This is a genomic window from Kitasatospora papulosa, assembly GCF_000717245.1.
Classification (GTDB): domain Bacteria; phylum Actinomycetota; class Actinomycetes; order Streptomycetales; family Streptomycetaceae; genus Streptomyces; species Streptomyces papulosus.
Window position 1 is genome coordinate 37,263 of sequence record NZ_JNYQ01000004.1, and the last position, 26,974, is coordinate 64,236.

Sequence of the window (26,974 nt, forward strand, 5' to 3'; positions counted from 1 at the left end):
TCGTTCGCTCGGGGGCCGGGGGCCTGGCCCGTCCGCCCGGCAGGGCGTCGCAGCCGGGCCGCGGGCGTTGCCCCCGCGGTCCTCCCGCGCACCCGCCCGCACCCTGGATCCTGCCCTCCCGGCCCTCCCGTCGCCCGTAGGAGACGGGTGACCATGTCTGATCAGGCGTTTCGTGGCGAGGAGTAGCGTGCGCGCGTACAGAGCACAGGCCGATCATGCCCATGGCCGGGAGAGCGGTCGTCGCGCGGAGGTGCTGCCCACCTTCGCGCAACGCGTTCTGGCTCTCCAGCGCTCGGCGGGAAACGCGGTCGTGGCCAGGGCCGTCGAGGAGGAACGGCACGAGCACGGAGCCGCGTGCGGCCACGAGACCACCGGACAGCCCCTCGTCGAGAACCCGTCCGCGCAGCCGTCGTCCGTGGTCGATGCCGTCCGCTCGCCGGGCCGTCCGCTGGACCCGCGCATCATGGAGAAGGCGGAGCAGGGCTACGGCATGTCCTTCCGTCACGTGCGGGTGCACAGCGACCCGACCGCCCAGCGCTCCGCCTCGGCCTTCGGCGCCCGCGCCTACACCACCGGCCATGACATCGTCGTCGGCCCCCAGGGCGCGGACGACGAGACGATGTTCCACGAGCTCGACCACGTGCGCCAGCAGTCCCTGGGCCCCGTCGCGGGGACGGACAACGGGTCGGGGGTGGCGGTCTCCAGCCAGGGCGATCCCTTCGAGCGCAGTGCGTCGGCGAACGGCCGGAGGATGGCCCAGGGAGGCATGCCCGACCTGTCGGGTCCCGGTTCCGGCGCTTCGGCGACGGCCACGACCGCCGGGAGCGGGGGCCTCACGGTGGCGCGCATGCCGTCCGGCGGCGGCCGGAGGATGCACAAGAAGGACCGCGGCCAGATGTTCGAGATCATGGGCGCCCGCGGCCCGCTCATCGCCCGGTACGTCAGGTCCCAGCCGGACGGTACGGAGGTCTTCGACACCTCGCAGGGAGAGCGCATAGCGGTGTACCCCACCGACATCATGGGCCCCCGGGCCACGGTGGGCGGCCTCCACCCGGAGGGCCGGACGCGCCCGCCCGAGCAGAATCTGCGCGACCGGGACCAGATCCTCCTGTCCGAGGCCGACCTGTCCGGGGCGCGGGCGCGGGTGCGCCGGGACCCGGCCCAGGCACACAGGATGGCCGCCACCACCTACGAGGAACGGCCCGACTACGAGGAGTACGAGAACAACCGCGAGGATCTGCGGCGCCTCGGTGTTCCCGTCCTCAACAACGTCGACCTGAGCCGGCCCGAGGCTGCGGAACGCTTCCGTGACGTCGGTCCGAACGCCAACATGCACTTCCAGATGCCGCGCGTGCCACGGGGAACCCGCGGCTACTCCACCCAGGAGCTCATCAGGGACACCGGCCGGCTTCCCGGACGCGCGGGCCGCGACGACGTGACGGTCAGCGTCACGACACCACACCCCTCCAGGTACTCGAAGTCCGGGACGCACAACGGCTTCTACGGCCTGGAGAACCGGAAGGCCGTGCCGGAGGGCATGAGGCTCGCCGGTGAGCACTCCGACGACGACGCGGACCTGGAGGAGTACGGCTACGGCCACCGGCAGTCCACGAAGGACGTGGGTGCCGCCGTGGCCGACCGCCGGAAGACCTACCGCATGGAGCCGGACCGGCGCAGCAACAGCCCCGAGGAGGATCCTGATCCTTCGTACCGCAGCCGGAGCAAGAGCCGCAGCAAGAGCAAGAGCCGCGCTCCGGCCCCCCCGCGCCGCCGCAAGTCGTCCAGGCCGCCTCTGACTACGACAGGCCGCCGTCACACCGCGGCCCCCGTCAACTACGCGGCGGTGGAGGACGAGGACGAGATCTTCGGCAGTCAGCAGGCCGAGAGCAGTAGTCACCGTCACCGCCGGAGCAGCCGCGCCCCCAGTTACGTCGTGGAATCCGCCGACGAGGGGCCGTCCCGACGCAGGAGCCGGAGCCGCCGGCCGGTGGACCTGGGGCCGTTCGAGCCCGAACCCGAGCGGGAGCGCAGCCGCAGCCGCCAGCGCAGGTCCAGCCGGGCACCCGCGGGCACGTCGGCCGGCCGGCCGATCGACATCGACGACGCCGTCCAGTACGGCGCGGGCCCCATCGAACTCGAACCCCGTCGGGAGCGCAGCCGCAGCCGTCGCCGCAGGTCCAGCCGGGCACCCGCGGGCACGTCGGCCGGCCGGCCGATCGACATCGACGACGCCGTCCAGTACGGCGCGGGCCCCATCGAACTCACGACGACAACCCGTTCGCTCCCGCGCCCCGGGACTACAGCCGCCGGTGAGGGCCGCCTCGTGCCGCAGGGCCGGTCCCGCAGGGGAACGGGGGAAGTCGGTGGTCGCCCCCATGGACGGCCCGGCTCCGGGAAGGCGAGCCGGTATGAGTTCAGGAACCTTCACGCGAGGACGGCGGCCGGCCGCGCTGTTGATGGCCGTACCCCTCGTCGCGGCATGCGGCGGCGGGGACCCCGACGGGCGACTCGACGCGGGACCACCGGAGTTGGCCCGTGGACAGCGTCTGGTGGTCACCACCGGGGACGGCGTGCGGCTGCGGCCCTCCGACGACGGCCGGGCCGTCACCGATCCGCGGATCGTGAGCCGGTGGTCGCACCGGGAGGACACCTGGACGCTGGACCTGTCCTGCCGGGACCACGACGAGCGGTGCCCCCGCATGCCGGCGGTCGACGTCCCGGACGGCGTCCCCGTCTCCGTCACCGCGCGGAACGCGGGCATCGACGCGGCCGGCCTGTCGGCGGGGCTTGATCTGACCACCGTCAACGGGGACATCACGGTGAACCGGTCCGGCGGGGACGACGCCACCGTCCGTTTCGTCACACGTAACGGATCCGTCCGCGCGAGCGGCCTGCGCTCCGGGGAGTTGCGGGCCGCGACGGTCAACGGCGACGTCAGCCTGGGCAGCGCGACCTCGCCCACGCGCCTGACCGCCACGACCGAGAACGGTTCGGTGCGCGTGACGCTGCCCTCCGGCACCCCCTCCTACGACGTCACCGCCACCACACAGAACGGCCGGACCTCGGTGACCGTCCCCACCGACACGCAGAACGCGCGGCACAGCATGACCCTCGGCAGCGTCAACGGGGACGTCACCGCCGCCCAGGGCTGACGGAGCGGGTCTACGGGTGCTCCCCCGGCCCGTCCGGGTTCGAGGCCAGGCGGGTGGGCGAGAGGGCCGTGTCCTCCTCGCCCGCCTCCAGCAGGGTGGCGGCGGCGCCGACGATGAGGGGGTCCGGTTCCCCCACGGCGTCGGCGTCCTTCGCCGCGTAGTCGATGCGCGCGAGGAGGCTGCGCATCGCCTCCAGACGGGCCCTGCGCTTGTCGTTGCTCTTCACGACGGTCCACGGCGCGTGACCGGTGTCGGTGGCACGGAACATGTGGATCTTCGCCGTGGTGTAGTCGTCCCAGCGGTCGAGCGAGTCGATGTCCGTGGGCGAGAGCTTCCACTGCCGCACCGGGTCGACCTGGCGGATGGCGAAGCGCGTGCGCTGTTCGGCACGGGAGACGGAGAACCAGAACTTCACGACGATGATCCCGTCGTCGACGAGCATCCGCTCGAAGTCGGGGCACTGCCTGAGGAAGAGCTCGTACTCGGGCGGGGTGCAGAAGCCCATGACGCGTTCGACTCCGGCCCGGTTGTACCAGGAACGGTCGAAGAAGACGAGCTCGCCGGGCGCCGGCAGGTGGGCGACGTACCTCTGGAAGTACCACTGGCCCCGCTCACGGTCCGTGGGCTTGTCCAGGGCGACGATGCGGGCGCCACGGGGGTTGAGGCGTTCGGTGAAGCGCTGGATGGTGCCGCCCTTGCCGGCCGCGTCACGCCCCTCGCAGACCACGACGACGCGCGCGCCGGTGTCCTTGGTCCACCGCTGCAGCTTGAGCATCTCGATCTGCAGGATGCGCTTGATCCGCTCGTACTCCCTGCGGCGGATCTTGCGGTCGTACGGGTAGTTCTCCCGCCAGGTCTTTATGGGCCTGCCGTCCTCGTCCAGCAGGATCGGCTGCTCCGGCCTGCTGGTGTCGACGGTCAGGCCGTGCAGGAGTTCCTTCTCCACCCGGTCACGATTCACCATACAAAGCCTGTCACCTCATCGCGCCCGTGCAAACCGGAGGCAGGGGCGCGATGAGGGATGCGGGGCGGACTACTTCATCTTCTCCGCGAAGAGCGGGACGACCTTCCCCAGCGCGTAGCCGGTGGAGAGCACCGAGTCGGTGGCGAACGCCGTGCTGATGCGCTTGTCGTCGAAGACGAGGGAATGACCGGCCTTCACCGACGGGACCGCCTGGTACAGCGGGTCGTCGCTGATGTCGGTGGCCGGGATGCCGATGGGGGCCATGACCGTCAGGTCGGCGTCCAGCAGGTCCAGGTTCTCCTTGGAGACGGAGACCGAGAAGCCCTTACCGGCCTTGGCCTCGATCGCCGGGTTGTTCTCGAAGCCGAGGCGCTCGACGAAGTCGACCCGGCCGGTGCCGGAGACGTACGCGCCGTAGCCCTCGGAGGTGCGGGAGCCGAGGGTGATCGTGCTGCCCTTGAACTCGGGGTGGGCCTTCACGGCGGCGGCGAACTTCGCCTCGGTGCCGGCGATCAGCTTCTCGCCTTTCTCCGGGACGCCCATGGCGGCGGCGACCATCTCGGTCTGCTTCTCCCAGGAGAGCTTGTACTGTTCGCCCCCCTCGGGCACACCGACGGTCGGAGCGATCTTGCTGAGCGTGTCGTACCGCGTCCGGTCCCCGCTGGACTTCGTGTCGAGGATGAGGTCGGGCCGGAGCGCCGCGATCTTCTCGTACTCGGGCTCCAGGGTGCCGATCAGCTGCGGGCTCTTGTCGTACTTGCCCTCGGCCCACGGCCCGACGCCCTCGCCGCCGAACGCCAGCCAGTCGCTCGCCCCGACGGGCTGACCGCCGAGCGCGAGCACCGTCTCGGCGTCGCCCCAGCCGAGCGCGACGATGCGCTGAGGGGCCTTGTCGACGGTGATCTCGCCGAACTTCGTCGCGACCTTCGCAGGGAAGCCGCCCTCGGCTGCCTTTCCGGAGGCGGAGGAGCCGGAACCGGCGGTGTCGCCGGAGGAGCCGCAGGCGGCCAGGCCGACGAGGAGGGCCGCGACGGCTCCGGCCATCAGGACCGGGGTGCGACGGGTGCGGCGGACGCGGCGGACACGTGGAGCGGAATCGTTCATGTCAGTTAGGTTAGCCTAACCTAATTCATGAGCGGGCGGCGGGGTGGACGCCCGCTTCCCTCACGTGGTGGCGGCCCAGCGGCACCACCATCGGCGTGCCGGACGCCGGGTCCTCCATGACCGAGCAGCGCATCCCGAACACCTCACCGACCAGCGGCTCCGTCACGATGTCCGAGGGCCGGCCCTCGGCGACGATCCGCCCGTCCTTCATGGCGATCATGTGGTCGGCGTAACGGCAGGCCAGGTTCAGGTCGTGCAGCACCGCCACCATGGTGACGCCGTGCTCGTGGTTCAGGTCGGTGAGCAGGTCCAGGACGTCCAACTGGTGGCTGGCGTCCAGGAAGGTGGTCGGCTCGTCCAGCAGCAGGATGTCCGTGCGCTGCGAGAGCGCCATGGCGATCCACACCCGCTGGCGCTGCCCGCCCGAGAGCTCGTCCACCGGCCGGTCGGCGAGGTCCAGCGTGCCGGTGGAGAGCAGCGCCCGGGCGACCGCCTCGTTGTCCTCGGCGGCCCAGCGCCGGAACCAGCCCTGGTGCGGATAGCGGCCGCGCCCCACGAGGTCGGAGACCGTGATGCCCTCCGGGGCGGACGGGCTCTGCGGCAGGATGCCGAGCACCGCGGCGACCTCCTTCGTCGGCATGTCCTGGATGCTCCGGCCGTCCAGCAGGACGGCGCCCTCCGAGGGTGCGAGCAGCCGCGCCATCGCCCGCAGCAGGGTCGACTTCCCGCAGGCGTTCGGGCCCACGATGACGGTGATCCGCCCCGGCGGGACGGTCACGTCCAGCCCGGAGACGATCTCCCGGTCGCCGTAGCCGAGGCGGACGCCCCTGGCCCGGAGAGTGTGCTCGGCCACGGCGCGGCCCGCCTTTCCTGTCGTCGGTCGTCTCTCGTGCGTCCCGGACGCCCTCGGGTCAGCCACTGCTGCCCCCGCGGTTGGCGCGCGCCAGGAGCAGCAGCAGGTAGGGGGCGCCGATGATGCTGGTGACGACGCCCACCGGCAGCTGGACCGACGGCAGCAGGTGCTGGGCACCGAGGTCGGCGACCAGGACGATCAGGGCTCCCGTCAGCGCGGCGTGGGGCAGGGCGGCGCCTCGGCCCGGAACCAGCCGGCGGGCGATCGGCCCGGCGACGAAGGCCACGAAGCCGACGGGCCCCGCCGCCGCGGTCGCGACGCCCGCGAGGGCGGTCGCGCAGCCGAGCAGCGCCAGCCGGGCGGGCTCGACCCGGGTCCCGAGACCCGCCGCCGCGTCGTCCCCGAGCCGCAGCGGGCCCAGCGCGCGGGCGGCGAGCATGGTGAGCGGGACGAGCGCGGCGAGGGCGGTCAGCAGCGGCCAGACCTGGCCCCAGGAGCGTCCGTTGAGGGTGCCCGTCAGCCAGAGGTACGCCTCCTGCGCGTCGGCGGTGTCGGAGCGTGCCATGACGTACCAGACCACGCTGCTCAGTCCGGTGCCGAAGCCGACGCCGATCAGGACGAGGCGCTGGCCGGCGACGCCCTGGCGCCAGGCGAGCAGATAGATCGCCGCGCCGGCGGCCACCGCCCCGGACAGGGCGCTCCCGGACAGGGCGAGGCCGCTGACCTGGAAGAGCAGCGACGCGGTGACCGCGACCGCGCTCGCTCCGGCGCTGATCCCGATGACGTCGGGGCTGGCGAGCGGATTGCGCAGCAGGGACTGGAATACGGCGCCGGAGAGCCCGAAGCCGACGCCGACGAGGACCGCCAGGAGAGCGCGGGGCAGGCGGAGTTCGAGCACGACGAACCGGGAACCGCCGTCACCGCCCCCGAACAGGGTGTCCACCACCGTGCGGAGCGGCAGCACCATGTCGCCGAGACTCAGGGAGACGGCGAACACCGTCGCCACAGCGGCCAGCAGCCCTCCCGCCACCACCACGGAACGTCGCCGTCCCCTGCCGCGCACCCGTGCCACCGTGCGCACGGCGTCCGCGAGCCGGGGGTCTGGGGCCTCCCGGAGCCGGGTGCCGGTCACAGTTCCACCTGCTTCCTGCGCCGGACGAGCCAGATGAAGGGGACGCAGCCGATCGCGGCGGTGACCACGCCCACCTGGACCTCGCCCGGCGGGGCGACGACCCGGCCGACGATGTCGGCGACGAGCAGCATGACCGGGGCGAGCACCATGCTGTACGGGAGCACCCAGCGGTAGTCGGGGCCCGTGATCAGCCGGGCGGCATGCGGAACGGCGAGACCGACGAAGCCGATCGGGCCCGCGACGACGGTCGCCGAGCCGCACAGCAGCACCACGGCGAGCGCCGAGACCAGCCGGGCCGTGCCGACGCGCTGGCCGAGGCCGCGGGCCAGGTCGTCGCCGAGGGAGAGGGCGTTGAGCTGCGGGCCGAGCAGCAGCGCGAGGACGGCTCCGGCCACCACGAACGGGGACACCTGCCACAGCACGTCCGCGTCCCTGGCGGTGAGCGCGCCGAGCTGCCAGAAGCGGAAGCGGTCGTAACTCTCGCGGTCCTGGAGGAGGACCGCGCTGGTGACGGACGTGAGCACGGCGCTCGTCGCCGCTCCGGCCAGCGCGAGTTTCACCGGGGTGGCGCCCTCGCGGCCGAGCGAGCCGACGCCGTACACGAGGAGGGCGGCCAGGAGCGCGCCGAGGAAGCCGAACCAGATGTACTGGGTGGCGGCCGTGAGACCGAAGAAGCTGATGGAGCACACCACGGCGACCGAGGCGCCCGCGTTGACGCCGAGGAGCTGGGGGTCGGCGAGCGGATTGCGGGCGACGCCCTGCATCACCGTGCCCGCCAGGCCGAGCGCCGCGCCGGCCAGCAGTCCGGCCACGGTGCGGGGGACGCGCACCTCCTGGACGATGAGCTGGCCCTTGACCCCGAGGTCGGGGTGGAACACGCCGTCCAGCACGTCGGCGAGGGCCACGTCCCCCGAGCCGACGGCGAGGCTCGCCAGCACCGTCAGGAGCAGGACGGCCACGGCGACGAGCAGGCCGAGGGCCAGCACGGGACGGCTGCGCACACGGCGGCGTCCGGGGGCCGCCTCCGTCGGTTCCTTCGTCGCCCGGAGAGCCGGGCCGCTCACAGCCGGTGCACCCGAGGCGGCGACATGCGGTCGTGCACTGTTCCTCACCCTTGCTTGTCGCCCCCGGGACGGGGCGCACCGGCGAGCATAAGTAAGGTTAGCCTAACAGTGCCAGGTCAGCGATCCGCTGCAGTGCCCCGCAAGGTTCGGAGAACCCCTTGTCGAACGCCGCGCCCGTGGCAGCCCCCGCCGACGCGCCCTCCCCCGCCGGCGACCCCCTGGCCGGGGCGGTGCCCCTGCGGGACGCGGAGCAGCTGCGCGAGATCCTCGGCACGCCCTGGCCGCTCGTGATCGACAAGGTCCACGACGAGCTCACGGAGGACGACCTGGACCTGCTGGCCCGTGCCCCGTTCTGTGCCGTCTCGACGTCCGACGCCGCCGGCAACTGCGACACCTCCCCGCGCGGCGGCGAACCGGGCTTCACCCGGGTCCTGGACTCCCGGACCCTCGTGATGCCCGATCTGCCGGGCAACCGCCGCGGTGACAGCTTCCACAACATCCTGGCCAACCCGCACGTCGGCCTGCTGTACCTGATACCCGGCGCGATGACCGTGCTGCGGATCAACGGGCGGGCCCGCATCCTCACGGACGCGCCCCTCTTCGACGAGATGACGGTGAAGGGCCGGCGCCCCGACCTGGCGCTGGTCGTGGACATCGACGAGATCTATCTGCACTGCCCGGCGTCCCTGAAGCGCTCGGGGATGTGGGCGCCGAAGACGTGGGAGGGCACGGGCGGCACGGCCCGGTAGCACCTCCTCAGAAGCCGCCGCCCCCGAAGTCGCCGCCGCCCCCGAAGCCACCGCCGCCGAACCCTCCGCCGTCGCCGAACCCGCCTCCGCCGAAGCCGGAGGAGTCGAAGTCGGAGCCGGAGACGTCGCCGCCGCCCCAGTCGCCGCCTCCGCCTCCGCCGAAGTCGCCGCCGCCGTACTCCGCCGCGTACGCCGGGGTGGAGAGCATCGAGCCGAGCATGGTGCCGACCAGCAGGCCCGGGAGCAGGCCGCCGCCGAAGTAGCCCCCGGCCCAGGGGCCGTACGCCGGGCCCGCCTCCCAGTAGGGGCGCCGGCGCCCGTCGCCGACGTCGACGGTGCGGCTCATGGGGTCCTCGCCCTCGCGCAGCCGGACCTCGTCGGCGCCGCAGACGGGGACCTCGCGGGCCGCCCCGCCGGACGGCGTCCACCGGACGTCCGCCACCGAGGGGCCGTGCCGCGGGTCGAAGAAGCAGGGCGGACGGCGTGCCGGCAGCGGGCGGCCCGTGCGGCGGGCCTCCAGGACGGCGAGCGAGAAGCGGCCGTCCTCCAGCGCCTGGGTGACTCCGCGGACGTCGGAGGGGTGGCGGGCGTTGCCCATCCGGGACTTGGCGTCCTCGTACGAGTCGAGAGCGCGCTCGTAGTCGATGCGCATCGCGTCGTCGGCGCCCTTCTCCCCGGGATGGAAGTCCAGCCGGTCCAGGGTCTCGCCGTACGCGGTGATGTCCTCGTCGACGACGACCCGGAGCCTCTCCAGTGCGGCCCGTTCCTCCTCCTCCCTGCGCGTCCGGTTGCGGCGGGCGACCGCGAACGCGGTGCCTCCGCCCAGCAGGACCAGGCCTCCCAGGACGACCAGACCGGTGACCGGGGCCCCGTTCGCGGAGCCGTCACCGCCGCTGCCGCCGGACCAGGAGGCCGGGGCGCTGCCCTTGGCCTGCTCGACGGCCCGGTCGACGAAGGCGTTGAGCTGGGGTACGGCGTCCGTGTCCGTGCCGGGCGCCTTCACGGCGGTGACGAGGTTGTCGACGGCACGGACCGGCATCACCTGCGGGTCGGCGCCCGCGTCGAAGCCGTCGCCGAGGCGGACCGCGTAGACGCCGGTGACCCCGGTGTCCGTGCGCAGGTTCTGCAGGAGGTTCTCCGGCGGGTACTGGGAGGTCGCCGGGAGCACGGCCACGAAGACCGGTTTGTCGGCGTCCTTGATCTTCTTCTCCAGGGCGGCCTCCTGGGACGCCGAGAGCTGTCCGGCCGCCGCCGGGTCGACGTACACGGGGCCCTGGCGCAGGGCGCTCGCCGCGTCGCCGATCGTGGAGGGGGCGGCCTGGGCAGCGGGGGTCGTCGCCAGCACAGCCGCCGAAAGTATCAGCAGCAGGCAGGCCCACAGGGGAGCGAACAGCCTCTTCCGCATACTCCGAAAGTAACCCGGACGGGCGACGAGTGCGTCGCCCGCCCGGGTTCCGTTTCCGCATTTACACGGCGCGGTACGCCGTCCGCAGCTTGGCCACCGCACCGGTGAGATCGCCGGTGAGCAGCAGGTGGTCGGCCTCGGCGAACGGCTTGGACACCGCCGCGGTCAGCTTTCCGCCGGTCCGCTGCTGGACCAGGAGCCTGGCCCGGTCCACGATCTCCTTGCCCGCAGCCGTCCTCCCGAGACCCGCGCGTTCGGCGAGCTGCGCGGCGACGGCGAGAGCGGTGAGCGTGGCCTCGCCGCCCGAGGGGGCCTTCCTCAGGGTGGTCAGTCCCCAGCCGTACGGGAACTGCGGGTCGTACGTCGCGTCGCCGACGTTGACCGGCAGCTGCGACTCGGACTTCGGCCAGGTCACCGGGAGCTGCCCGGTGAAGGCCCGCTTGCCGTAGAGGACGTCGGCGACGCCGTCGCCCTCGGTGCCCGGCAGCCAGGAGGCGACCAGGGCGTCGATGTCGCCGAGGCGGTCCCCGACGAGCTGGGGACGGCCGGAGACGACGAGGACCGCGCACTTCATCGCGGCGCAGACCGTGTCGACGGCCGCCTTGTCGGCATCGGTGAGCTCCAGGTCGTGCCCGTTGCCGACGTCCCCGACGCCCTCGGCGTACGGCTTCTCGCCGACGACCACGACTCCGGCGTCGTAGCCCTCGGTCGGGGCGGAGGCGTCCTTGGAGAAGGTGGCGGACGAGGTGTTCTTCTCGATGCCCTTCAGGATCGTCGTGCCCGGGGTGGTGGCACCGGAGGCGCCCTGCCAGCTGATGGTCCAGCCACCTGCCTGGTTGCCGAGGTCGTCGGCGTTGGAACCGGCGACGTAGACCTTCTGCGACGGCTTCAGCGGGAGCACCGAGCCGTCGTTCTTCAGCAGGACCTGGGACTTGGCGGCCGCCTCACGGGCGACCGCGCGGTGCTCGGCCGAGCCGACCTTGTCCAGGTTCGAGGTGTCGGCGTACGGCTTCTCGAAGAGTCCGAGGCGGAACTTCTGGGTGAGGATCCGCGCGACGGCGTCGTCGATGCGGGCCTGGCTGATCCGGCCCGCGGTGACCTCGGCCTGGAGCGTCCTGGTGAAGTCCTGGTACGCGGTCGGGACCATGATCATGTCCAGTCCGGCGTTGACCGAGGTGCGGACGTCGCTCGCGTAGTCACCGGGGATCTGGTCGATGGCCTGCCAGTCGCTGATGACGAAGCCCTCGAAGCCCATCCGGTCCTTGAGGACGCCGTTGATCATCTCGGCGTTGGCGTGCATCTTCACCGGCCCGGCGTCGTCGCCGAGGACGTCCAGCGACGAGTAGGACGGCATGACCGTGCCGACGCCGCGCTTCACGGACTCGGCGAACGGCGCGAGGTGGACGGCTTCGAGTTCCTGCCGGGTGACCTTCGTGACGCCCTGGTCGATGGTGTACGACCCCGTGGTGGAGGAGCCGAACTCCGTGCCGCCGTCGCCGACGAAGTGCTTGGCGCTGGCCAGCACCTTGTCGTTGCGGGCCAGGTCCTTGCCCGACGGGCTGCCCTGCATGCCGGTGATGACCGTCTCCATGGCCTCGACCAGGGCGGGGTCCTCGCCGTACGCCTCGTAGGACCGGCCCCAGCGCTCGTCGCGGGTGACGCACACGCAGGGCGCGAAGTCCCACGGGATGCCGGTGGCGCGCACCTCGTTCGCGGTGACGGCTCCGGTCCTCTCCGCGAGCTTCGGGTCGCGGCCCGCGCCGATGCCGATGTTGTGCGGCATGATCGTCGAGCCGATGACGTTGTTGTGGCCGTGCACCGCGTCCACGCCGTAGATCAGCGGGATCTGGAAGCGGGTGGCCTGCGCGCGCAGCTGGTAGGCGTCGACCATCTTCGCCCAGGCCGCCGCCGTGTTCGGGGTCGGCACCGAGCCTCCGCCGGAGAGCAGGGAGCCGAGGTCGTAGGCGGCGATGTCGCCCTGCGACTTCAGCGCGTTGCGCTCGGCCTGCGTCATCTGGCCGGCCTTCTCCGCCGGGGACATCCGGGCCAGCAGGTCGGCGACGCGCTGCTTCACGGGCAGCTTCGCGTTCTGGTAGGGCAGCCCGTGGGCGTCGATGACGACCAGCGGGTTCTCCTTGGGCGCCTTGGCCCCGGTGACGGTGAGCTCCAGCGGGATCGTCTCCGCGGACTCGGCCCCCTTGTCCTTGGTGGTGGCCACGGTCACGGTGTGCGTGGTGCCGGACGCGGTCCCCGCGGGGAAGGTGTGGGTGCCGGTGACCGGGGTGTAGTCCTTGCCAGCCCCGGCGGTGCCGCCCTTGGTCGTGTACGCGACCGTGACGGGCTCCTCGGTGGGGACCGAGCCGGTGGTGGCGACGGAGATCCTGATGTCCGCCCGGCCGCCCTCCTTGACCGTGTGCACGGCCGAGTCGACGACGACGCTGGACTTCAGGGCCGGGTCGGCCTTCCCGTACAGCTCGACGGCGTCCATGGCGAAGGAGCCGGGGGCGCCGGGCGGGAGGGTGAGCGCGTAGCCCCACATCTCGTTCAGGCCGAGGACCTGGTCGATGCCGCCGACGGGCTGGTAGTCGGCCCGGTAGACGAAGTCCGCGAAGGGGATCTCGACCTGGTGCCAGCCCTCCCAGTCGTCGGTGAAGGAGGTGGTCCACAGCTCGGAGGCGCCGCCGTTGGCTCCGCCGTCCTTGATCTCGAAGTTGATCCGCTTGCCCGAACCGGGCGGCAGCGGCGCCTTGTTCTGCCCGTACCACCAGAAGCGGATGCCCTTGTGGGCGGTCCAGTCCTTCGGGGGCTGGTCGACGGCGAACTCATGGCTGAGCCCGCCCCAGGCGCTGATGTCGTAGGTGCCCTGGAGCACCTTGCCGCCCTCGGGGGCGTCGGCGCGCTCCTCGAACGTCAGGGCGGGGTGGTCGTCCGCGTCGCCGCCCCAGGTGAACAGGGAGTCCGCGGGCGGGTTGCCGAACGGGACCTCGCCCTCGAAGCGGTCGACGAGGACCGGTGCGGGGTCCTCGGTGCCGGCCGCCGCGCTGGGGACGGCCCCGGCGAGCAGTGAGGCGAGGACGGTGGCGGCGGCGAGCGCGGCCGTGGCCGGTCTCGCGCGGTGACGTGGGCGGTGGTGCGGCATGCTGGGCATCTACGGCTCTTCTCTGGTCCGGTGACAGGTCGGCACGTCAGTCGGTGCGGGCGTTCCGGGTGAGCTGGATCGTGTCGCGGTACCACTTGGCGCTGTCCTTGAGCGTCCGCAGCTGGGTGTCGTAGTCGACGCGGACGATGCCGAACCGCTTGTCGTAGCCGTAGGCCCACTCGAAGTTGTCCATGAGGGACCAGGCGAAGTAGCCGCGGACGTCGGCGCCCTGCCGGCGGGCCTCGGCCACGGCCTCGATGTGGTCGGCGAGATAGGCGGTGCGGTCGGAGTCGGGGACGGACCCGTCGGCGGCGACGGTGTCGTCGAAGGCGGCCCCGTTCTCCGTGATCACGGTGGGCAGCGCGTAGTCACGCTGGAGCCGCAGCAGCAGGTCGGTGAGCTCGGTGGGGGTGATCTCCCAGTCCATGGCGGTGCGGGGCAGGTCGCGTTCCACGCCGCGCACGACGGGGAGGCCGTCGGCGTCGGTCGGCGATCCGTCCTCGGTCACCCCGGAGAACAGGGCGCCGCGGTAGAAGTTGACGCCGAGGACGTCGAGGGGGGTGGCGATGGCGGCCAGGTCGCCTTCCCGGACGGGCAGTTCGATGCCCTGGGCCGCGAGGTCGTCGACGACGTCCTCGGGGTAGCGGCCGTGGACGAGGGGGTCGAGGTAGAGACGGGTGCCCATGCCGTCGGCGCGGCGGCAGGCCTCCCGGTCGGCGTCGCTGCCGGTCTCCGGGGTGGCGGTGCCGAGGTTGAGGGTGATGCCGAGTTCCAGCGGGTCGCTGCCCGCCGCCTCCCGCATCTGCCGGGCGGCCAGCCCGTGGCCCAGGAGCAGGTGGTGGACGGCGCCCATGGCGTCGCCCATGTCGGTGCGGCCCGGGGCGTGCGCGCCGTAGGCGTAGCCGAGCATCGCCGAGCACCACGGCTCGTTGAGGGTCGTCCAGTGCTCGACCCGGTCGCCGAGCGCCTCGTAGGCGAGCATGGCGTAGTCCGCGAACCGCAGGGCGGTGTCACGGGCCGGCCAGCCGCCCGCGTCCTCCAGCTCCTGCGGCAGGTCCCAGTGGTAGAGCGTGACCCAGGGGGTGACACCCCGCCCCTGGAGCTCGTCGACCAGCCGCTTGTAGAAGTCGAGGCCCTTGGCGTTGGCGGGGCCCCGGCCGCCCGGCTGGATGCGCGGCCAGGCGAGCGAGAAGCGGTACGTGTCGACGCCGAGGCCCGCGATCAGCTCCACGTCCTCGGGCATCCGGTGGTAGTGGTCGCACGCGACGTCGCCGTGCTCCGCGTGGTGCACGGCACCGGGCACACGGCAGAAGGTGTCCCAGATCGACGGGGTCCGGCCGTCCTCGGAGGCGGCGCCCTCGATCTGGTACGAGGAGGTCGCGACGCCCCAGCGGAAGCCGGCGGGGAGTCCCTGGACGGCAACGGGCTGCAGGCTGCTGCGGGGCGTGACGAGGTTCATGGGTCTCCGTGACTCCTGTGCTGTGGGGTGTGATGAGCGACCGGTGGCCGGTCAGTGGTGCAGCCAGCAGGCGACCTCGCGGCCCTGGCCCGCGTCCGGTGCGGCGAGGACCGGGACCCGCTGGGAGCAGGGCTCGAAGGCCTTGCCGCAGCGGGGGTGGAAGGCGCAGCCCGCGGGCATCGCCGAGAGGTGCGGGGGCGAGCCGGGGATGCCGGTGAGCTCGCGCCGGGGGCCGTGCAGTGCGGGGAAGGAGTGCAGCAGGCCGTCGCTGTAGGGGTGCCGGGGGTCGGCGTAGATCTCGGCGGCGCCCGCCTGCTCCACGATCCGGCCGCCGTACATGATCGCGATGCGGTCGGAGAACTCGATCAGCAGGGAGATGTCGTGGGTGATGAACACGACCGAGAAGGAGAGCCGCTCCCTGAGCTCGACGAGCTTGCGCAGGATCTGGCGCTGCATCACGACGTCCAGGGCCGTGGTGGGTTCGTCCATGATGACGATCTCGGGCTCCAGCGCGAGCGCCATCGCGATCATCACGCGCTGGCGCATCCCGCCGGAGAGCTGGTGAGGGTAGGCGGCGAGCCGGTCGGCGGAGATGCCGACGAGGTTGAGCAGTTCCTCGGCGCGCGCCGTCCGCTCGGCCTTGCGCATGCCGGGGCGGTGCGCCCTGAGGACGTCGGTGAGCTGGCTGTGGACGGTGTGCACCGGGTTGAGGGAGTTCATGGCTCCCTGGAACACGATGGACAGCTCCTGCCAGCGGAAGGCACGCAGTTCGTCCGGGGTGAGCGAGAGGATGTCGACGGGTTCGGCGCCGGGCCGGTGGTAGCGGACGTCGCCGCCGGTGATCACACCGGGCGGGGAGAGCAGCCGGGTGACCGCGTACGCCAGGGTGGACTTGCCCGAGCCCGACTCTCCTGCCAGGCCCAGGACCTCACCGCGGTGCAGGGTGAGGTCGATGTCCCGCAGCGCGTGGACGCCGCTCGTGCCGGTGCCGTAGTCGACGTTGAGGCCGCTGATGGTGAGGATCGGCTCGCCGGTCATTCGGACTGCTCCTTGCTGCGCGTGCCGGGGACTCCGGACTGCGTGGGCGTGCCCGTACGGGCCACGGGGGTGAAGCCGACCCGCATCCGGACCTTCCGCGAGGCGCCGCTCGCGGTCCGCAGCCTCGGGTTGACGAACTCGTCGATGCCGAAGTTGATCAGCGCCAGGGCGGTGCCCAGGAGGGCGATGCACAGGCCGGCGGGGACGAACCACCACCAGGCGCCCTGGGCCAGGGCCTGGTTGGACTGGGCCCAGAAGAGGACGGTGCCCCAGTTCCAGTGGGAGATGTCGGCGACACCGATGAAGGCGAGGGTGATCTCCGAGAGGATCGCGAAGATGACGGTGCCGACGAAACCGGACGCGATGACGGCGGTGAGGTTCGGCATCACCTCGAAGATGATGATCCGCCAGGTCGACTCGCCGGTGGCACGGGCCGCCTCCACGTAGTCGCGGCGCCTGAGGGACAGGGTCTGGGCGCGCAGCACGCGTGAGCCCCAGGCCCAGGAGGTGAGGGCGATGACGGAGGCGATCACCAGGTCCGTGGTGTTCTCGACGAAGCTGGCGATGATGATGATCAGCGGCAGTCCGGGGATGACCAGGAAGACGTTCGAGAACATCGACAGGATCTCGTCGGCCGCACCGCCGAGGAATCCGGCGCTGACCCCGATGAGCACGGACAGCACCGTGGCCAGGAACCCGGCGATGAAGCCGACCAGGAGCACGCCCCTGGTGCCGACCAGGATCTGGGAGAGCACGTCCTGACCGGTGTGGGTGGTGCCGAACCAGTGGTCGGCGGAGGGCGGCTGGAGCAGTTGGTCGCTCATCGCGTCGGGGTCGTACGGGGCGATCCAGGGCCCGATGACGGCGATGAGGGCGAAGAACGCGAGGATCAGCAGCCCCGTGCGGGTCTTCCCGCCGCGCAGGAAGCGGAGTCTGGCCCGGCCGGCCGGGGCGGGGGCGGGGACCTCGTCCAGGGCGGCGGGGTCGGTGGCGGCGACGGACATGGTGTCAGGCCTCCTTGCGGGTGCGGGGGTCGAGGAGGGCGTACGCCATGTCGGCGAGGAGGTTCGCGGCGAGCACCGAGAGCGTGATGATCAGGAAGACGCCCTGCATCAGCGGGTAGTCCTTCGCCCCGACGGCCTGGAGGAGCTGGAAGCCGATTCCGGGGTAGTTGAAGACCATCTCGACGAGCAGGGTGCCGCTGACGATGAAGCCCAGGGAGAGCGCGAAGGCGGAGATGTTGGGCAGGACCGCGTTGCGGGCGGCGTAGGCGAACATCACCCTCCGCTCGGAGAGCCCCTTGGCCTGCGCCACCATGACGTAGTCCTCGGAGGAGACGGTCACCATCATGTTGCGCATGCCGAGGATCCAGCCGGCGACCGCGCTGAGCACGATCGTCACCCCGGGCAGCACCCCGTGGTAGAGGGCGCTGGAGATGAACGGCCAGTCGAAGGCCGGGACCAGGGAGTTGTCGTAGCCGCCCTCGAAGGGGAACAGCGGCCACTTCACCGCGAACACCGCGATGGCGATGAGGCCGAGCCAGAAGTAGGGCACGGACGAGATGAAGGTGGTGACGGGCAGCAGCCCGTCCAGCCAGGAGCCGCGCCGCCAGCCGCTGTAGACGCCGATCCCGGTGCCGAGCAGGAAGCTGATGAGCGTGGTGATGCCGACGAGGGCCAGCGTCCAGGGCAGCGCCTGGGAGATGACCTCGCCGACCGGGGTCGGGAAGAAGGTGAACGAGAGTCCGAGGTCGCCGTCGAGGAGGTGCGCCCAGTAGTCGGTGTACTGCGCCCAGAGCGACTTGTTCTCGTCGAGCCCGAACAGCGCCTTCAGGGAGGCGATCGCGGTGGTGTCGAGCTGGCCCTGGTACCGGCTCATCAGGGCCTCGACGGGATCGCCCGGCATCAGGCGGGGGATCAGGAAGTTGATGGTGATCGCGGCCCACGCGGTGACCGCGTAGAAGGCGAGGCGCTGGAGGACGTACTTCACTTCGCCGCCTCCTTCTCGGGCGCGTCCGCGGCCTGGACGGTCGCGCCGTCGTACAGCCAGCAGGCCGCCCACTGGCCGTCGGCCAGGTCGAAGCGCGGCGGGAGTGCGGTACGGCAGCGCTCCATGGCCTTGGGGCAGCGGGGGTGGAAGCGGCACCCGGCCGGCGGGGTGATCAGGGAGGGCGGCTCGCCGCTCCCGGTCTCCCCCTGGTCGGCCTCGTCCGCGACCCGGTCCGGGTCGGGCGCCGAGGCGATGAGCAGCTGGGTGTAGGGGTGTGCGGGGTGCTGGGTGACGGTCTCGCTGTCACCGCCCTCGACGATGCGGCCGGCGTACATCACCAGGGTGGTGTCGGCGAAGTAGCGTGCGGACGCGATGTCGTGGGTGATGTAGAGGATCGCGAGGCTCAGCCGCTCCTTGAGGTCGCGGAGCAGGTTGAGGACGCCGAGCCGGATCGACACGTCGAGCATCGAGACCGGTTCGTCGGCCAGCAGGACCTGGGGGTCGGCGCCGAGCGCGCGCGCTATCGCGACGCGCTGGCGCTGCCCTCCCGACAGCTCGTGCGGGAACTTGTCCAGGAACTGATGAGGAGGAGTCAGCTGGACGCGTTCCAGCAGGGCGGCCAGGTTCGTCTCCAGTTCCGCGTCCCCGCTGCCCGCCCGGCCGTGGATCCTGAGGGCGCGGGTCAGGTGGTAGCGCACGGTGTGCACCGGGTTGAGCGAGGCGAACGGGTCCTGGAAGATCAGCTGGACCTGCTTGACGTACGTACGGAAGGACCGGCCACGCCCGGCCTTCACCGCCGTGCCGCCCATGCGGATCTCACCCGCGGTGAGCGGGTACAGCTGGGCGAGCAGCCGTGCGACGGTGGACTTGCCGGAGCCCGACTCCCCCACCAGGGCCGTGACGGTGCCGCGCCGGAGCTCCAGCGTGACGTCGTCGACGGCGTGGACGGTGCGGTGCCTGCGGGCGACGAGGTCGCCGGCGGTGCGCCGCACGGGGAAGTGCTTGGTGACTCCGCGTGCTTCCAGCACCACATCGGTTCCGGTGCGCACGTCTGCGGACTGTTCGGTGGTCATGGCCGGTTCCCTGTACTTACTTGGCGGGCTCGAGGTTCAGCACGACTTCCAGCGCGTCGGGCTGGGTGTGCTGCGGTGCTGCGTACGGGTCCTCCGCGGTGGGCCAGCCCTTCCAGTTCTTCGTGGAGTACTCGGCACCGATCGGGGCCGCGGCCGTCGGGATGACCGGCGCCTGCTCGACCATGATCTTCTGGAGCGTGTTCATCGCCTTGGTGCGCGCGGCGTCGTCGGTGGCGTTGGCGTACTCCTTGAGCGCGGCGGTGGCCTCGGGGCTCTTGAAGCGGCCGAAGTTGCCGAGCTGGGAGGTCTTGCCGACGGGCTGGAGGATCGCCCCGTCCATGATGTTCTGGTACATGTCGTAGGGCGTGGCGCCGCTGTTGGTCCAGTGCAGGGTGGCGTCGAAGTTGCCGGTGGCCACGTCGGTGCCCCAGGCCTCGGCGGTCTGCGTCTTGACCTTGGCCGCGATGCCGATCTGCTTGATGTTGTCCTTGATGATGGACAGCCCGGTGATGTAGTCGTTCCAGCCGGCCGGGTCGGTGAAGGTCAGCTCGACCGGCTTGCCGCTGGGGTCCTTGAGGACGCCGCCGCTGAGCTTGAACCCGGCGTCCATGAGGAGCGCCTTGGCACCGTCCACGTCGGGCTTGGTGGTCGCGTTCTTGTACTCCGGCGCGAGGAAGGGCGCACCGGCGGGCAGCGGGATGCCGGTGGGGTTGCTGATCTCCGGGTAGAGCGTCGCCTGGGCCTGCACGTGGATCGCCTTGCGGTCGACGACCATGGCCATCGCCTTGCGCAGGGCCGGGTTGTCGAACGGCTTGCGGGCGGTGTTGAACCACAGGCCGTGGATGCCGAGGCCGGAGGGGAACCACAGCTTGTGGTTCTTGGCGTCCTTGGCGATGTACAGCTGCTTGTAGTTCGGCATGAAGACGAACGACCATTCGAGCTTGCCGTTCGCCAGAGCGGTGGTCGCCGCGCTGTTGTCGTTGTACGCGGTGTAGCGCAGCTCCTTGACCTTGGTCTCGCCCTTCCAGTAGGTGGGCGTGGCGGTCAGGGTGGTCGTCTGCGGGGTGAAGGTCTTCAGCTTGTACGGTCCGGAGCCGACCGGGGTGCGGTTGGGCCAGGTCTCCGGGTTCTCGACCTTCTCCCAGACGTGCTTGGGCACGACGAAGGTCGTGATGATCTTGTTCTGGTTGACGAACTGCGATTCCTTGAAGGTCAGGACGACCTTCTCGCCCTCGACCGCGATCCCGTCGTACGGGATGCCGTTGCCGTTGAGCGCCGGGTGCTTCTTCAGCAGCTCGAAGGTGAACGCGACGTCCGCCGCGGTCAGCGGCTTGCCGTCGGCCCACTTGGCCCGCTTGTCGAGCGTGAAGGTGAGCTTGGTGAAGTTCGACTCCCAGTCCCAGGCGGTGGCCAGCCACGGGTCCGCCTTGTCGGTGGGGCGGATCTGGTTCGTCATCGCCAGCGGCTCGTAGATCATGAAGCGGTAGCCCAGGGTGGCGCCCGCCGAGGTCGCGAGGAACGGGTTGCTGTTGTTCGTCTGCGGCCCGTCCGGCTTGCCGAGGGTCAGGACGCCCGAGGCGCCCGCACCTCCGCCCTTGTTGGCGCCCGAGTTGGCGGACGAGCAGCCTGCGGCGAGCGCGACCACGGCGGTGGCGACTGAGAGCGCTCTCAGGGTGTGACGGCGACGTACGGACATGGCGACTCCAGGAGGACTGCGGGTCTGGGAGATCCGGTGGCGGGCAGCGCTCGACGCGCCGGGTGCGGGTGGTGCGGGTGCCGGTGGCGGCGGGTTCGGGGATGCGGACGGGTGACCGGCGGGGCCGGGTCCGTTACGGCGCCGAGTGGCGCACGACCAGTTCGGTGGGCAGCACGACCGGCCGCTCCGGTGCGGCGGTGCCGCCGAGACGGGAGAGCAGCAGGCGGGCGGCCGCCTCGCCCATCTGGCGGGTGGGCTGGTGCACGGTGGTGAGCGGCGGCTCGGTGTGTTCCGCCATCGGGATGTCGTCGAAGCCGACCACCGCGACGTCGTCGGGTACGCGGCGGCCGGCGGCTCTCAGGGCGCGCAGCACCCCCGCCGCGCTGATGTCGTTGTGGGCGAACACGGAGTCGAACTCCACTCCCTGTGCGAGGAGTTGTTCCACGACGAGGCGCCCCCTGCGTTCGGTGAAGTCCCCGTCGACGACCAGTTCGGTGGGCAGGACCGAACGGAAGCCCGCGAGCCGGTCACGTACGCAGCCGAAGTGCCGGGGGCCGGTGACGACCAGGGGTCTGGTGCGGCCGGCGTCCCGCAGATGGCGGGCGGCGGACGCGCCCCCCTCGTGGTTGGTGGTCACGACGGAGGGGAATTCCGGGTGATGCCCCCGGTCGTCGATCAGGACGATCGGCAGACCGGACCGGTGCAGTTCGGTGAGGTGGTCGAGCGTGTTCTCCGGTTCGACGACGACGAGCCCGTCGAAGGCGCGCGCGGACACCTGGGTGGTGAAGCGCTCGACGGACTCCGCGCCCCGGTTGCAGGTGAAGAGCAACAGACCGTGGTCGGCGGCCTCGACGGTGTCGACGACCCCCTGGAGCACCTCCCCCATCCACGGCCAGGTCAGCGAGGGCACCAGCATCCCGACCGTGCGGCTGCTCCCGCGGGCCAGCCCGACGGCACCCGAGCTGGGCACGTAGCCGAGGTTCGCGATCACTTCACGAACGCGGGCGGCCGTCGAACCGTCCACTTCGCCCTTGAGGTTGATGACCCGCGACACGGTCGTCTTGCTGACGCCGGCCTCACGGGCGACATCGGCGATGGTGACACGCAACGGGCCTCCAGGGACAAGGCAGGACAGGGTGACGGGAACGGCCTTCGGTACCGGTTCCGCAACCGGTACCGGAACCGGTACCGGCGTTGCGGCTGGAGTTAACCGCGCCGGAACAGGGCCGTCAATACTTCACACCGAGATTGGTCCGTACCCATGAGCGAAGCCGGTCCACAAGCCCTTTCGTTCACTTCTTGAACAACGCAACCCCTTGACGTGAGCACGCAAGGGCAGTTCACTCACGGGTCGTTCGACGGCACGTCCCCCACGCCCCTGCCGAGAAAGGCAGCAGCCATGATCCGGACAAGCAGAACGGCGAGCGTCCTCGTCGCCACGGCGCTCGCGACCGCGGGACTGGCCGGGCTCTCCCCGGGCACCGCGCAGGCCGCCGGTGAGACCGTGAACATCGTGCTGACCACCACGGACGACTCCGGCGGCCGTCACGTCACCCGCGGCCTCCAGGCCCAGACGCCGGTCGCCTTCGGTGCCGGGAACGGCGGCTCGGGCACGAACATCACCGTCGACGAGAACACCCGCTACCAGACCTTCACCGGAGGCGGCGCCTCGTTCACGGACACGGCGGCCTGGCTGATGAAGGGCAGCGGGGCCCTGAGCCAGGCCACCCGCGACGCGACGATGAAGAAGCTCTTCTCACCGACGGAGGGCATCGGATTGTCCTTCGTACGCAATCCGATGGGCGGATCGGACCTCGCGCGATTCGGTTACACCTACGACGACATGCCCGCCGGGCAGACGGACCCGAATCTCGCGAACTTCTCGATCGCACATGATCTCCAGGACGTCCTGCCGCTCACGAAGCAGGCCGAGCAGCTCAACCCCGCGCTGACGACGGTGGCCTCCCCGTGGACGGCACCGGCCTGGATGAAGGACAACGGGCAGCTGAACGGCGGCTGGCTGAAGGCCGAGAACTACGGCGCCTACGCGAACTACTTCGTGAAGTACCTCCAGGCGTGGCGGGACCAGGGCGTCCCGGTCGACTACGTCACCGCCCAGAACGAACCCACCTGCTGCTCCGGCTACCCGTCGATGAGCTGGAACGGCTCGGGTCTCGCCTACTTCACCAAGAGCGAGCTGCTGCCGAAGCTCCGGTCGGCGGGCCTGGCCACCAAGGTGCTGACGCACGACTGGAACTGGGACAGCTACGACGCCTACGCCGCCCCCACCGTCGACGACCCGGCCGTGCGCGACCACCCGAACTTCGGCGGGGTCGCCTGGCACGGCTACGGCGGTGACGTCGCGAAGCAGACGGCCGTCCACGACCGGTACCCGCAGCTGGACGCCTTCCAGACCGAGCACTCGGGCGGCACCTGGATCGCCGACCAGCAGCGCGAGGACATGCTGAACATCATCGACTACACCCGCAACTGGGCGAAGTCGGTGACCAAGTGGTCGCTCGCCGTCGACCAGAACCGCGGCCCCCACAACGGCGGTTGCGGCACCTGCGACGGGCTGGTCACCGTGCACAACGGGGACAGCAGGCACGGCCAGGTCGACTACACGATCGAGTACTACACGATGGGCCACCTGACGAAGTACGTCCGACCCGGCGCCGCCCGCATCGCGTCGACGGGCAGCTCCGCCGTGCCCAACGTGGCATGGCGCAACCCCGACGGCTCGAAGGCCCTCATCGCCTACAACGGGTCGGCCTCCGCCCAGCAGGTCACCGTCAACTGGGGCGGGCAGAAGTTCACCTACTCCCTGCCGGGCCGCACCTCGGCGACGTTCACCTGGTCGGGCACCCAGTCGGGCTCCTCCGGCAGCACCGGCGCCCTCACCGGGAACGGCGGCAAGTGCCTCGACGCCACGGGCCACAGCGGCTCGGACGGCACGCCGGTGCAGATCTGGGACTGCACCGGCGCGGCCAACCAGAAGTGGACGGTGTCCGGCGACGGCTCGGTCAAGGTGCTCGGCGCCTGCCTGGACGTGACGTCGGGCTCGACGGCGGACGGAGCGAAGGTCCAGCTGTACACCTGCAACGGGTCGGGCGCGCAACGCTGGACGTACGACTCCTCGACGGGGGACCTCGTCAACACGGCCGCGGACAAGTGCCTGGACGTGGCCGACCGGTCCACCGCCGACGGGGCCCGTGTCCAGATATGGACGTGCACCGGCGCGGCCAACCAGAAGTGGCGGCTGCGGTAACAGGCGGATCCTCGCGGCGTGATCGGGCGGTGGCTGCCCGGCGGGGCGGCCACCGCCGGCGCGGCCCCGGCCCGGCGGCCGGGCGCCCCGCCTCGCGCCGTGCGCCTCGCACCCCCGGCGGGAGGTGCTTCCCCTAGTCGGTGGGCTCGACGCCGGCCCGCAGCAGGCCGTAGGTGTACGCGTCCTCCAGTGCCTGCCAGGACGCGGCGATGACGTTCTCGGCCACACCGACCGTCGCCCAGTCACCCGATCCGTCGCCCGTGGTGATCAGCACCCGGGTGGTGGACTCGGTGCCGGTGCGGCCTTCCAGGATGCGGACCTTGTAGTCGACCAGCTCCAGCTTGGCGAGCTGCGGGTAGATCCGCTCCAGACCGACGCGCAGCGCCCGGTCCAGGGCGTTGACGGGGCCGTTGCCCTCGGCGGTGGCGACGATCCGCTCGCCCTTGGCCCAGAGCTTCACGGTCGCCTCGTTGGCGTGGGTGCCGTCGGGACGGTCCTCGACGATGGCCCGCCAGGACTCGACGCGGAAGTAGCGGCGGGGCCTGCCCTCGACCTCGGCGCGCAGCAGCAGTTCGAAGGAGGCGTCGGCCGCCTCGTAGGTGTAACCCTTGAGTTCGCGCTCCTTGACCCGCTCGACAACCCGGCCGACGAGTGCGCGGTCGTCCCCCAGGTCGATGCCGAGCTCCTTGCCCTTGAGCTCGATGGAGGCGCGGCCCGCCATGTCGGACACCAGCATCCGCATGGTGTTGCCGACGCGTTCCGGGTCGATGTGCTGGTAGAGGTCGGGGTCGACCTTGATCGCGGAGGCGTGCAGTCCGGCCTTGTGGGCGAAGGCGGAGACACCGACGTACGGCTGGTGGGTGGAGGGCGTCAGGTTGACGACCTCGGCGATGGCGTGGGAGATACGGGTCATCTCGGCGAGCGCGCCCTCGTGCAGGACGGTCTTGCCGTACTTGAGTTCCAGCGCGGCGACGACGGGGAAGAGGTTCGCGTTGCCGACCCGCTCTCCGTAGCCGTTGGCCGTGCACTGCACATGGGTGGCGCCGGCGTCCACGGCGGCCAGGGTGTTGGCGACGGCGCAGCCCGTGTCGTCCTGGGCGTGGATGCCGATGCGGGCGCCGGTGTCGGCGAGGACGGTGGAGACGACGGCCTGGACCTGGGCGGGGAGCATCCCGCCGTTGGTGTCGCAGAGGATGACCACGTCGGCGCCGGCCTCGTGGGCGGTGCGCACGACCGACTTGGCGTACTCGGCGTCGGTGCGGTAACCGTCGAAGAAGTGCTCGCAGTCGACGAAGACCCGGCGGCCCTGCTCCCGGAGGTGGGTGACGGTGTCGCGGACCATCTCCAGGTTCTCGTCCAGGGTGGTGCGCAGGGCCAGTTCGACGTGCCGGTCGTGGGACTTGGCGACCAGTGTGATCACCGGGGCGCCGGAGTCCAGGAGCGCCTGGACCTGCGGGTCCTCGGAGGCCTTGCCGCCGGCCCTGCGGGTCGCGCCGAACGCGACGAGCTGGGCGTGCTCGAAGTCGATCTCCTGCCGGGCGCGGGCGAAGAACTCGGTGTCACGGGGGTTGGCGCCGGGCCAGCCGCCCTCGATGAAGCCCACGCCGAAGTCGTCCAGATGCCGGGCAATGGTCAGCTTGTCCGCGACCGTCAGGTTGATGCCTTCACGCTGCGCACCGTCGCGCAGGGTGGTGTCGAAGACATGGAAGGTGTCGTCGGGGGCTGTGGCCTTGGTGGTCATGCTGATCTGACTCCTGTCGGGTGAGCGGATCCGGACGAATCGGCTCCACTTGCCCCCATCCTCTCGCGTGCCTCGCTCCGGCCGTGGTGGGGGACGGAAAACGAAAAAACCCCTCGCGGGTGCGAGAGGTCTGCGCGCGGGTCTGGGGCACGATGTCCGTTCCGTACGTGGTGGTACGGGACGGTCACTGCGGACCGGCGCGCCTGCTGCCGATAATCATGGCGGACGAGGACACGCACGCAGTCTGGCACAACGGCGCCACCCGCACCGGCCCGTCTCAGAATCCGGGCGCGACGTCCGCCGCCGGCGTACCGGCTCCGGGCGGCGTGAGCGTCTCGTCCACGTACGTGCGCAGCTGGTCCAGGACCTGCTGCCGCCCGGTGCCGGGGATGCCGACGGTGACGTGCACGCTGAAGCCGTCCATCAGGGCCCGCAGCCGGGTCGCGGTCCGGCCGGCGCCGACGGTCCGGAACTCCCCGGCGGCGATGCCGTCGGTCAGCAGCTCCGTGAGGTCACCCTGCCAGGCGTCCTCGATGGCGGCCTGCCGGGCGCGGGCGTCGTCGTCGGCGTCCTGCGAGCGGTTCCAGACCTCCAGCCGGAGCGTCCAGTGCGGGTCGCGGTGGCCGTCGGTGACGTAGAGCGCGATGCAGGCGTCGAGCCGTTCGCGTGCGGTGCCGGGCCCGGCGAGCAGGGCCCGGCGTTCGGTGCCGAGCCGCGCCTCGCTCCATTCGAGGGTCTGCAGCAGCAGCTCGTCCTTGGTCCGGAAGTAGTACAGGAGGTGCCCGCTGCTCATCCCGACCTCGCGGCCGAGCCCCGCCATGGTGAGCCCGTCGAGCCCGCGCTCGGCGACGGTGCCCATGACGGCGGCGAGCACGTCCTCCCGGGGCGGGGCGATGTTGCGACGGCGAGGGGTACGGGGCACGGTCTCAGATCCTGGGCTGCTGCTGCGTGATGCGGTGGATGCCTCCACCACCGGCAAAGATCGTACGGGCGTCGACGGGGGTCACCGCTGCCCCGGGCCAGGTGCGCTCGTACGGGGCTGCTTCGGGCGGCATGCGGAAGGTCGTGGCGGTCCTGGAGGAAGCAGAGGCGGTTGACCGCATCTCCTGGTTGGAGCGGCACTCCGACCAGCTTGTGAGCGGCGCTCA

At 71.4% G+C, this 26,974-nt stretch carries 20 protein-coding genes and 1 pseudogene; 4 read left to right on the top strand and 17 right to left on the bottom strand.

Annotation, left to right across the window (positions count from 1 at the left end; genetic code table 11):
* The first annotated feature begins 187 nt into the window (after positions 1-187).
* Positions 188-2,791 carry an eCIS core domain-containing protein gene (locus IA22_RS34740; protein ID WP_245229563.1) on the top strand — a complete coding sequence of 868 codons (2,604 nt, stop codon included), beginning with the start codon at positions 188-190 and terminating at the stop codon, positions 2,789-2,791.
* A complete protein-coding gene (locus tag IA22_RS37560) occupies positions 2,700-3,152 on the top strand; it encodes a DUF4097 family beta strand repeat-containing protein (protein ID WP_245229564.1) in 453 nt (150 codons plus the stop codon). The genes IA22_RS34740 and IA22_RS37560 overlap by 92 nt, the downstream gene beginning before the upstream one ends.
* A 10-nt stretch (positions 3,153-3,162) precedes the next feature.
* On the opposite strand, the gene ppk2 is transcribed toward IA22_RS37560, so the two are convergent.
* The 5 genes from ppk2 to IA22_RS0111485 all read right to left on the bottom strand — a co-directional run bounded on the left by ppk2 (position 3,163) and on the right by IA22_RS0111485 (position 8,269).
* Complete coding sequence (gene ppk2 / locus IA22_RS0111465) at positions 3,163-4,116, bottom strand: polyphosphate kinase 2 (RefSeq protein ID WP_030123552.1); 954 nt, start codon at positions 4,114-4,116, stop codon at positions 3,163-3,165.
* 69 nt (positions 4,117-4,185) lie between these two features.
* Positions 4,186-5,220, bottom strand: a complete 1,035-nt coding sequence (locus tag IA22_RS0111470) for an iron-siderophore ABC transporter substrate-binding protein (RefSeq protein ID WP_030123553.1) — start codon at positions 5,218-5,220, stop codon at positions 4,186-4,188.
* Between the two features lie 25 nt (positions 5,221-5,245).
* Positions 5,246-6,073, bottom strand: coding sequence for an ABC transporter ATP-binding protein (locus IA22_RS0111475; RefSeq protein ID WP_030123554.1), 828 nt, complete (start codon positions 6,071-6,073; stop codon positions 5,246-5,248).
* 58 nt (positions 6,074-6,131) lie between these two features.
* Positions 6,132-7,205 (bottom strand): FecCD family ABC transporter permease, encoded by a 1,074-nt coding sequence (locus IA22_RS0111480; protein WP_030123555.1) that lies wholly within the window; start codon positions 7,203-7,205, stop codon positions 6,132-6,134.
* On the bottom strand, positions 7,202-8,269 hold the full coding sequence (locus tag IA22_RS0111485; RefSeq protein WP_030123556.1) for a FecCD family ABC transporter permease: 1,068 nt from the start codon (positions 8,267-8,269) through the stop codon (positions 7,202-7,204). The genes IA22_RS0111480 and IA22_RS0111485 overlap by 4 nt, the downstream gene beginning before the upstream one ends.
* A gap of 158 nt (positions 8,270-8,427) precedes the next feature.
* Between IA22_RS0111485 and IA22_RS0111490 the strand changes: the two genes are divergently transcribed.
* Entirely contained in the window at positions 8,428-9,018 is a 591-nt protein-coding gene (locus IA22_RS0111490) for an MSMEG_1061 family FMN-dependent PPOX-type flavoprotein (protein ID WP_030123557.1), read from the top strand.
* A gap of 7 nt (positions 9,019-9,025) precedes the next feature.
* Here IA22_RS0111490 and IA22_RS0111495 read toward each other — a convergent pair whose 3' ends face one another.
* The 9 genes from IA22_RS0111495 to IA22_RS0111535 form a co-directional block, all read right to left on the bottom strand.
* Positions 9,026-10,423: a hypothetical protein gene (locus tag IA22_RS0111495; RefSeq protein WP_030123558.1), complete on the bottom strand. Its 1,398-nt coding sequence runs from the start codon at positions 10,421-10,423 to the stop codon at positions 9,026-9,028.
* A gap of 61 nt (positions 10,424-10,484) precedes the next feature.
* Positions 10,485-13,571, bottom strand: a complete 3,087-nt coding sequence (locus IA22_RS0111500; RefSeq protein ID WP_030123559.1) for a glycoside hydrolase family 3 N-terminal domain-containing protein — start codon at positions 13,569-13,571, stop codon at positions 10,485-10,487.
* Between the two features lie 37 nt (positions 13,572-13,608).
* Positions 13,609-15,021, bottom strand: a complete 1,413-nt coding sequence (locus IA22_RS0111505; protein ID WP_030123560.1) for a GH1 family beta-glucosidase — start codon at positions 15,019-15,021, stop codon at positions 13,609-13,611.
* Between the two features lie 51 nt (positions 15,022-15,072).
* Positions 15,073-16,059: an ABC transporter ATP-binding protein gene (locus IA22_RS0111510; RefSeq protein ID WP_014153901.1), complete on the bottom strand. Its 987-nt coding sequence runs from the start codon at positions 16,057-16,059 to the stop codon at positions 15,073-15,075.
* On the bottom strand, positions 16,056-17,063 hold the full coding sequence (locus IA22_RS0111515; protein WP_014153902.1) for an ABC transporter permease: 1,008 nt from the start codon (positions 17,061-17,063) through the stop codon (positions 16,056-16,058). The genes IA22_RS0111510 and IA22_RS0111515 overlap by 4 nt, the downstream gene beginning before the upstream one ends.
* A 4-nt stretch (positions 17,064-17,067) precedes the next feature.
* Positions 17,068-18,048, bottom strand: a complete 981-nt coding sequence (locus IA22_RS0111520; protein WP_014153903.1) for an ABC transporter permease — start codon at positions 18,046-18,048, stop codon at positions 17,068-17,070.
* The gene (locus IA22_RS0111525; protein WP_014153904.1) at positions 18,045-19,121 is read right to left on the bottom strand and encodes an ABC transporter ATP-binding protein; all 1,077 of its coding nucleotides are present in this window, start codon (positions 19,119-19,121) and stop codon (positions 18,045-18,047) included. The genes IA22_RS0111520 and IA22_RS0111525 overlap by 4 nt, the downstream gene beginning before the upstream one ends.
* 16 nt (positions 19,122-19,137) lie before the next feature.
* Positions 19,138-20,817: an ABC transporter substrate-binding protein gene (locus IA22_RS0111530; protein ID WP_014153905.1), complete on the bottom strand. Its 1,680-nt coding sequence runs from the start codon at positions 20,815-20,817 to the stop codon at positions 19,138-19,140.
* Between the two features lie 133 nt (positions 20,818-20,950).
* A complete protein-coding gene (locus IA22_RS0111535) occupies positions 20,951-21,925 on the bottom strand; it encodes a LacI family DNA-binding transcriptional regulator (protein WP_014153906.1) in 975 nt (324 codons plus the stop codon).
* Positions 21,926-22,216: 291 nt separating this feature from the next.
* Here IA22_RS0111535 and IA22_RS0111540 point away from each other — a divergent pair, with 291 nt between their 5' ends.
* A complete protein-coding gene (locus IA22_RS0111540; protein WP_030123561.1) occupies positions 22,217-24,085 on the top strand; it encodes a ricin-type beta-trefoil lectin domain protein in 1,869 nt (622 codons plus the stop codon).
* Positions 24,086-24,218: 133 nt separating this feature from the next.
* On the opposite strand, the gene cimA is transcribed toward IA22_RS0111540, so the two are convergent.
* The 3 genes and pseudogenes from cimA to IA22_RS35175 form a co-directional block, all read right to left on the bottom strand.
* A complete protein-coding gene (gene cimA / locus IA22_RS0111545; RefSeq protein ID WP_014153908.1) occupies positions 24,219-25,826 on the bottom strand; it encodes a citramalate synthase in 1,608 nt (535 codons plus the stop codon).
* 277 nt (positions 25,827-26,103) lie between these two features.
* Positions 26,104-26,748 (bottom strand): TetR/AcrR family transcriptional regulator, encoded by a 645-nt coding sequence (locus tag IA22_RS0111550; protein WP_030123562.1) that lies wholly within the window; start codon positions 26,746-26,748, stop codon positions 26,104-26,106.
* Between the two features lie 4 nt (positions 26,749-26,752).
* A pseudogene (locus IA22_RS35175) lies at positions 26,753-26,839 on the bottom strand (agmatine deiminase family protein); the annotation flags it as partial.
* Between the last annotated feature and the right edge of the window lie 135 nt (positions 26,840-26,974).

What these genes read in the sequence shown, in the direction of transcription:
- IA22_RS0111530 (WP_014153905.1), bottom strand. Translation starts at nt 20,817, where the DNA reads ATGTCCGTACGTCGCCGTCACACCCTGAGAGCGCTCTCAGTCGCCACC.
- IA22_RS0111525 (WP_014153904.1), bottom strand. Translation starts at nt 19,121, where the DNA reads ATGACCACCGAACAGTCCGCAGACGTGCGCACCGGAACCGATGTGGTG.
- IA22_RS0111495 (WP_030123558.1), bottom strand. Translation starts at nt 10,423, where the DNA reads ATGCGGAAGAGGCTGTTCGCTCCCCTGTGGGCCTGCCTGCTGCTGATA.
- IA22_RS0111505 (WP_030123560.1), bottom strand. Translation starts at nt 15,021, where the DNA reads ATGAACCTCGTCACGCCCCGCAGCAGCCTGCAGCCCGTTGCCGTCCAG.
- ppk2 (WP_030123552.1), bottom strand. Translation starts at nt 4,116, where the DNA reads ATGGTGAATCGTGACCGGGTGGAGAAGGAACTCCTGCACGGCCTGACC.
- IA22_RS0111510 (WP_014153901.1), bottom strand. Translation starts at nt 16,059, where the DNA reads ATGACCGGCGAGCCGATCCTCACCATCAGCGGCCTCAACGTCGACTAC.
- IA22_RS0111515 (WP_014153902.1), bottom strand. Translation starts at nt 17,063, where the DNA reads ATGTCCGTCGCCGCCACCGACCCCGCCGCCCTGGACGAGGTCCCCGCC.
- IA22_RS0111500 (WP_030123559.1), bottom strand. Translation starts at nt 13,571, where the DNA reads ATGCCCAGCATGCCGCACCACCGCCCACGTCACCGCGCGAGACCGGCC.
- IA22_RS37560 (WP_245229564.1), top strand. Translation starts at nt 2,700, where the DNA reads ATGCCGGCGGTCGACGTCCCGGACGGCGTCCCCGTCTCCGTCACCGCG.
- cimA (WP_014153908.1), bottom strand. Translation starts at nt 25,826, where the DNA reads ATGACCACCAAGGCCACAGCCCCCGACGACACCTTCCATGTCTTCGAC.
- IA22_RS0111470 (WP_030123553.1), bottom strand. Translation starts at nt 5,220, where the DNA reads ATGAACGATTCCGCTCCACGTGTCCGCCGCGTCCGCCGCACCCGTCGC.
- IA22_RS0111540 (WP_030123561.1), top strand. Translation starts at nt 22,217, where the DNA reads ATGATCCGGACAAGCAGAACGGCGAGCGTCCTCGTCGCCACGGCGCTC.